Origin of the sequence: Streptomyces sp. SID1328, assembly GCF_009865595.1 — a bacterium.
Lineage (GTDB): Bacteria > Actinomycetota > Actinomycetes > Streptomycetales > Streptomycetaceae > Streptomyces > Streptomyces griseoluteus.
Map to the genome: position 1 here is coordinate 1 of NZ_WWKH01000145.1, position 4,290 is coordinate 4,290.

At 73.9% G+C, this 4,290-nt stretch carries 4 protein-coding genes and 1 pseudogene; 3 read left to right on the top strand and 2 right to left on the bottom strand.

Going from position 1 to position 4,290, the window contains the following annotated elements; translation table 11 throughout:
- Positions 1–968, top strand: a 968-nt coding sequence (locus tag GT030_RS04560) for a PLP-dependent aminotransferase family protein (protein ID WP_161199958.1), incomplete at its 5' end; no start/stop codon positions are given.
- Between the two features lie 71 nt (positions 969–1,039).
- Here the strand turns inward: GT030_RS04560 and GT030_RS04565 are convergent.
- Together GT030_RS04565 and GT030_RS04570 are read right to left on the bottom strand one after the other, a co-directional pair.
- The gene (locus tag GT030_RS04565; RefSeq protein ID WP_161199959.1) at positions 1,040–2,647 is read right to left on the bottom strand and encodes an ATP-binding protein; all 1,608 of its coding nucleotides are present in this window, start codon (positions 2,645–2,647) and stop codon (positions 1,040–1,042) included.
- Between the two features lie 89 nt (positions 2,648–2,736).
- The gene (locus tag GT030_RS04570) at positions 2,737–2,931 is read right to left on the bottom strand and encodes a hypothetical protein (RefSeq protein WP_030810431.1); all 195 of its coding nucleotides are present in this window, start codon (positions 2,929–2,931) and stop codon (positions 2,737–2,739) included.
- Positions 2,932–3,151: 220 nt separating this feature from the next.
- Here GT030_RS04570 and GT030_RS04575 point away from each other — a divergent pair, with 220 nt between their 5' ends.
- The gene (locus tag GT030_RS04575; protein WP_135792815.1) at positions 3,152–3,544 is read left to right on the top strand and encodes an ankyrin repeat domain-containing protein; all 393 of its coding nucleotides are present in this window, start codon (positions 3,152–3,154) and stop codon (positions 3,542–3,544) included.
- Between the two features lie 306 nt (positions 3,545–3,850).
- Positions 3,851–4,290 (top strand): annotated as a pseudogene (locus GT030_RS04580) (HEAT repeat domain-containing protein); the annotation flags it as partial.

A 4,290-nucleotide genomic window follows, 5' to 3' on the forward strand; every position in this document is an offset into this window, starting at 1 on the left:
TGCCCGAGCAGATCATGGTGACCACCGGCGCGATGGGCGCCATCGACGCCATCTGCCACCTCTTCGCGGGCCGGGGCGAGCGGATCGCCGTCGAGTCGCCGTCCTACGCCAACATCCTCCAGCTCATGCGGGAGGCGGGCGCCCGGCTCGTCCCGGTCGCCATGGCCGAGGGGCTCGGCGGCTGGGACCTCGACGGCTGGCGCCAGGTGCTCCGCGAGGCCGCGCCCCGGCTGGCCTATGTCGTCGCCGACTTCCACAACCCGACCGGTGCGCTGGCCGACGAGGACCAGCGGCGCCGGCTCGTGGACGCGGCCCGCGCGGCCGGGACCGTGCTGGTCGCCGACGAGACGATGAGCGAGCTGTGGTTCGAGGAGGAGCTGGGCCGGAACATGCCCCGCCGGATGTGCGGCTTCGACCCGGCCGGTTCGACCGTCATCACCGTCGGCTCGGCCAGCAAGGCGTTCTGGGCCGGAATGCGCATCGGCTGGGTGCGGGCCGCCCCGGACGTCATCCGCAGCCTGGTCGCCGCGCGCGCCTACGCCGACCTCGGCACCCCGGTCCTCGAACAGCTCGCCGTGCACTGGCTGTTCACCAGCGGCGGCTGGGAGCAGGCCGTGGCGCTCCGCCGCTCCCAGGCCCGCGACAACCGCGACGACCTGCTCGCCGCCCTCCGGCGCGAGCTGCCCGACTGGGAGTACGAGGTGCCGGCCGGCGGTCTCACCCTCTGGGTCCGCGCCGGCGGCCTCTCCGGCTCCCGCCTCGCCGAGTTGGGCGAGCGGGTCGGTGTCCGTGTCCCCTCCGGGCCCCGCTTCGGCGTCGACGGCGCCTTCGAGGGGTACCTGCGGCTGCCGTTCACGGTGGGCGGTGCCGTGGCCGACGAGGCGGCGGCCCGCCTGGCCTCGGCCGCGCGGCTGGTGGAGTCGGGGGCCACCGGGGGCGGGGAGGCGTCGGGGGCGTTCGTGGCGTGACCCTGCGGGGCCCTACCCGGCAACGTGCCCGCTCCGAGAGGTCGGAGCGGGCACGTTCGTGTGTACGGAGGTCAGGCTCGGTCCGCCGGGACGGCATCCGCCGGTTCGGCCGGGGAGACGACCTCCGTCGAGCGGGTCGGCTCCGACTCCGCCGGTGTGGAGCGCCCGGGCAGCAGGGACAGTACCGCCTGGCGCTCCGGTTCCGGGGTCGCCTCGTCGTAGGGGTCCGGGGTGGCCGGGACCTGGAGGCGGTGGACCGGGCCGGAGCCGAGGCGGGCGTAGCCGCGGCCGGGCGGAGTCCGGTCCGGCGGGGTGGTGGGCGGCGGGGCGCCCAGGAAGGCGGCCACCTGCTGCGGGGAGGCCGGGCCGAGGACCACCCGGGCGCGGGTGTGCTGGCCGATCGCCTCGCTCAGGGTGTCGGCGCTGTCGAACTGCTCGGCCACCACCACCGTCACCCCGGCCGCCCGCCCGTGCCGCAGGGGGACTTGGAGCAGGGCCTGGGGGTCGGTGCGGTGCTCCGCCTCCGCGAGGTGGGTGAAGACGGTCGGGCGGTCCAGGAGGACCCACAGGGGACGCGTGGTGTCCGCCGGCGGCGGAGCGCCCGCCTGCCGGGCCTGGTTGACCGCGAGGAGCCGCCGCTCGGTCTCCCTCGCGGCCCACTGGAGACCGGTTACCGCCCCGGCCGGCGCGCACTCCACGGCCAGCACGCCCTCCCGGCCGATCAGGCAGGAGTACTCGCCGGTGCCGCCACCGTCCACGATCATCACGTCGCCGTGCCGCAGCGCCTGGAGGGCGATGGAGCGCACCAGCGTGGACGTGCCGCTGCCGGGCTGGCCCATGATCAGCAGATGCGGCTCCGGCGAGCGGCTCCCGGTGCGCCAGACCACGGGAGGCACGTCGCACCGCTCCTCGCCGTAGGAGAGCGGGAGGGTGCGCTGGACCTCGTCGGGGTGGGTGAAGCCGAGCACCGTCTCACCGGGCGCGGTGACGAAGTGCTGGGCGGTGATGCCGGTGGGCAGGGCGGCCAGGACGCTCAGCGTGAGCCGGTTGCCCTCCTCCTCCCAGGTGAAGCGGTACTCCCGGCCGCGGCCCGCCTTGGCGGTCAGCAGCCGCTCGACCCGCGCGCGGGACTCCGGGTCGCCGTCCGGGAAGTACGCCGGGTAACGGATGACGAGGCGCTCCAGCCGGCCGCCCTCGTCGAACTCGTGCTCCGTGAACGCCGCGTCCCACGCACCGCCGTGCGCGTACAGCGGGGCCGGGTCGCCGGCGGTGGAGAAGCACGGCACCAGTGCCTCGTAGAGCGACTGGAGCCGTTCGGCCCGCGCGGGGTCGGGGCCCTCGGGCGCGGCCGGGGCGTGGTCGCGTCCGTACCAGGCCGCCGCGACCATCAGGGACACGGCGGCCAGCAGCGGGCCGTACGGCATGAGCGCGACGGCCATGACCACGGCGGCCGCCAGGAACAGCAGAGGGCCCCGCTTGTCTTTGGGGGTGGCCGCCACCCTGGCCCGGCCGGCCAGGGCCAGCCGGCGCAGGCCGCGCGAGATGGTGATCAGCGGGTGGAGGACGTCCGTGGCGCTGTCGGCAGCCGTCCGGGCGAGCTCCCGGCTCCGGGCGAGCTGGGTGCGGGCGAGCTGCGCACTGTCCTTGCTCAGAATGCGGGGGAGTGGGCGCCGGGCCACTGCTGTCTCCTGGAGGTGGGTACGGGCGTGGGGAGACTCCCCCTCGGACGGGACCCGCCGGTCCGCGTGGCCTCGGGGGAGGGGCGCGGTCAGAACTTGATGCCGCCGAGGAGGCTCGCCAGGCTCTCGCCGCCCGCCTTGATGCTGGGCGCGATGGCCGTGCTCGCCAGGTAGAAGCCGAACAGCGCCGAGACGACGGCGTGTGAGCCCTTGAGCCCGTCCTTGCGGAAGAACAGGAAGACGATGATGCCGAGCAGGACCACGCCGGACATGGAGAGGATCATTTGGGACCTCCTGGTGTCGAAGGGGGGACAGTCACCATGAGTACTTCCAGGATCACAGGATGTATCCATACGATAAAAGGTGCAACTGGGTGAAATTCGGCTTTTTTCCCACGGGTGGTGGAGCCGGCCGTCACCCGGCCGGGCAGAGCCCCCACGCCGGTGCCCGAGCCAGTACGCTGGCGATTCACCCGAACGGAAGTCATGAGAGGCGGTCCGGCCGATGAGCGAAGCCCCCGACCCGCAGGTCGTGGAGCTGGCGACCAAGATCTTCGACCTGGCCCGGCAGGGCCGGACCGAGGAACTGGTCGCCTACGTCGACGCGGGCGTCCCGGTCGGTCTCACCAACGACCGCGGGGACTGCCTGGTGATGCTCGCCGCGTACCACGGGCACGCCGACGCGGTCCGGGCGCTGCTCCAGCGCGGCGCCGACGCCGACCGGGTCAACGACCGGGGTCAGACCCCGCTCGCCGGAGCCGTGTTCAAGGGTGAGACGGCGGTCATCCAGGCGCTGCTCGACGGCGGCGCCGACCCGGCCGCGGGCACGCCCTCGGCGATCGACACCGCCCGCATGTTCGGCAAGATCGAACTGCTGGAACTGTTCGGCGCGCACTGACACTTGGGCAACCGGCCCCTTGGGGGGACGGAGATCAACGGGGGGAGGCGGAGGGGGACCGCCGTAAATACGGTCGCGGCGGCACAAACCGCGGGTCATCATGACGACGTGATTCACGGACGTGATGGCCGGGCGGGAGATGCCGCACCACGCGGGCCGTGAAGCGGCCCGCAAGGGGCCCCGACGAGAGGCAGAGAGAAATGGGCAGCAGCAAGCACGAGACGGCGGGCGCTCCGACGTTGTGTCACGCGGCCAGGTGATGAGTGGTCCCCGGTTGCGTCGACGCTTGATGTGAGGCTGTTTCCCATGTTCGATCCGGTCATAGCGCCCAGCGGTACCCTGCTCGGCCTGCTCCAGCGGGGCCGGGGCGACGGCACCCTGCACGCGCTCACCGCCCCCCGCGCCGAGGCGCTCCAGGCCCTCGACCACTGTGTCCTCCACGACCCCCGCCACGACTGGCAGGTGGAGAACCGCTCCCTCTACTACGCCCGCCTCTACCTCGACCTGAACGGCGGCCTGGACGCCATCGAGGCCCACCTCCTCGACCCCGAGGACGTCCTCGACACCGACGAGTCCCGCACCGGGCTGGCCCTCGCCGTCCTCGGCCACCTCGCCTCCTACGGCAGGCTCGACGCGCTCGCCCTGCTGCGCCGCTACGCCGCCCAGGGCGCCAACTGGGCCTGGGCGCTGGACGAGCTGGCCCTGCGCGACGACGACGCGGGCCTGCGCGCCCTCGCCGTCCCCGT

Bases quoted from the DNA above. Each gene is read 5' to 3' on its own strand.
- GT030_RS04570 (WP_030810431.1), bottom strand. From the start codon at position 2,931: ATGATCCTCTCCATGTCCGGCGTGGTCCTGCTCGGCATCATCGTCTTC.
- GT030_RS04575 (WP_135792815.1), top strand. From the start codon at position 3,152: ATGAGCGAAGCCCCCGACCCGCAGGTCGTGGAGCTGGCGACCAAGATC.